The organism is Paenibacillus senegalensis JC66, from assembly GCF_000285515.1.
GTDB classification, from domain to species: domain Bacteria; phylum Bacillota; class Bacilli; order Paenibacillales; family NBRC-103111; genus Paenibacillus_L; species Paenibacillus_L senegalensis.
This window is the reverse complement of the sequence record NZ_CAES01000120.1, coordinates 1-1886: the sequence shown is the minus strand read 5'-3', so window position 1 is coordinate 1886 and position 1886 is coordinate 1. Positions and strand designations below refer to the sequence as shown.

The 1886-nt window shown below is 44.4% G+C and carries 2 protein-coding genes; both read left to right on the top strand.

The features are described 5' to 3' along the window. Positions 1-1079: Mu transposase domain-containing protein (locus PSHG_RS25845; protein ID WP_010267125.1), on the top strand; the 1079-nt coding region annotated here is incomplete at its 5' end. A gap of 2 nt (positions 1080-1081) precedes the next feature. Next, entirely contained in the window at positions 1082-1834 is a 753-nt protein-coding gene (gene istB / locus PSHG_RS25840; RefSeq protein ID WP_010267124.1) for an IS21-like element helper ATPase IstB, read from the top strand. Positions 1835-1886: the final 52 nt, after the last annotated feature.

Genomic DNA, 1886 nt, shown 5'->3' with positions numbered 1-1886 from the left:
CGTTTGTTCTATCCCATTCTAGATACAAGTTCGTCCATTGGCAAGATCGGCCGTTTGTGACTAAGGATGTGATCGATGCTCATGAATTAGCCTTTACATACTATGGCGGAATGACGAAAGAAATTGTTTATGATCAGGATCACTTATTGCTTACCAGTGAAAATTTCGGAGATTTAATACTAACCCACGAATTTGCGGCTTACGTTCACCATCGAGGCTTTCAAGTCCACATGTGCCGGAAACAAGATCCCGAAAGCAAAGGTCGAATTGAGAACGTCGTGAAATACGTCAAACAGAATTTCGCACGCCATCGGGTTTTCGTCAGTGTAGACAAGCTGAATGAGGAATGTTTGGCTTGGTTAGACCGAACAGGAAATGCACTTATCCATCATACGACTAAAAAAATACCAGCCGAAGTGTTTGCTATTGAAAAGCAATCCCTTCGCCCGGTCCCAGAAAAAATAAAAAACCCTAGTAAGAGTATAACAAGGACCGTGCGGAAGGACAACACGATCTGGTATGAAGGAAACCGATATTCCGTTCCCCTTGGGACTTATGACGGCACATCAAAAGAGGTCGGCATTCGGGTCAATGGGTTGAAATTGCAAATCTACGATGTAGACACCGGTGAGATCATAGCTGAACATGAGCTCTCGCAGCTTCGGGGGCAACTGATTCAGAACACAAATCACCGTCGGGATCGCCAGAAGGGTATTGCTGCATATCTTGAAAGCGTCAAAAAGCAGTTTCCCGATCCAGACCTTGCTTCACCTTATCTGGAAGAAATTCATCGTCTACAGCCCCGTTACACCCGTGATCAGCTTCAACTCATTCAAAAGACGCTAGATCAAGCAACGGAAGAAGCAGTGGATCAAGCTCTCCGTTACTGCATTACCAATCGACTGTACCGCGCCAGCGATTTTGCTGATGCTGTAAACCACTACTCAAAGAACAACGAAAAGTCTGCTTCCGAAAGCAGTAATGTGAAACAACTGATTGGATCTGACAGATCCAAGTGGAAAGCCAAGCCTCAAGTTCGTGATATTGAGATTTACCAACGCATTTTGGGAGGAGGTTGAACATGAACGAAACCGTAACACAGTTAAAACAAAGTTTGAGAACGCTAAATCTAACGGAGGCCGCCCAGATTGTTGATGAAAGCCTGATGGAAGCTGAAGAACACCAACGGACATGCAGTGAGTTTTTACAGCGGCTGCTCCGATATGAATTGGTTCGCCGGGAAGAGAAACAACTTGCTAGGCGGTTCAAATGGGCGTCATTCCCTGAGATTAAGACGCTTGATGAGTTCCGGCTGGAGGAACAGTCGTCCTTAAGCAAACGCCAATTTCAGCAGCTTCGTGAGCTCTTATGGCTTGAGCAGAATTACAATCTCATTTTGCTTGGGCCTCCCGGAGTAGGGAAAACGCACATAGCCATCGGATTAGGCACGGAGGCACTAAAAAACGGCTACAAAGTTAGCTTCGTGGCAATGGACAACCTAATCCACTTCCTGAAAACACAAGTGATTTCACGATCTTCACAGTTAAAGCTCCGTCGGATCTGTTCCTCTGATCTAGTGATTCTGGATGATCTGATGTTTATGGCTATGGATCGTAATGAAGCGAATTTATTCTTTCAGTTTGTGAATAAGCTATATGGCCAAACCTCTATCATCCTTACTTCAAATAAAGGACCAGAGGATTGGGGTGAATTACTTGGTGATCAAGCGATTACGACAGCCATCCTGGATCGTATATTGCATAAGAGTGAGGTCATTCAATTAAGTGGTGATAGTTACCGTTTGAAACACCGGCAGACCATTTTCGCAAGCTAAAACTGTTCAAAATTATTAAGCGAAAATTGTTCAATAGGTCTTGACGGTTACA

What these genes read in the sequence shown, in the direction of transcription:
- istB (WP_010267124.1), top strand. Translation starts at nt 1,082, where the DNA reads ATGAACGAAACCGTAACACAGTTAAAACAAAGTTTGAGAACGCTAAAT.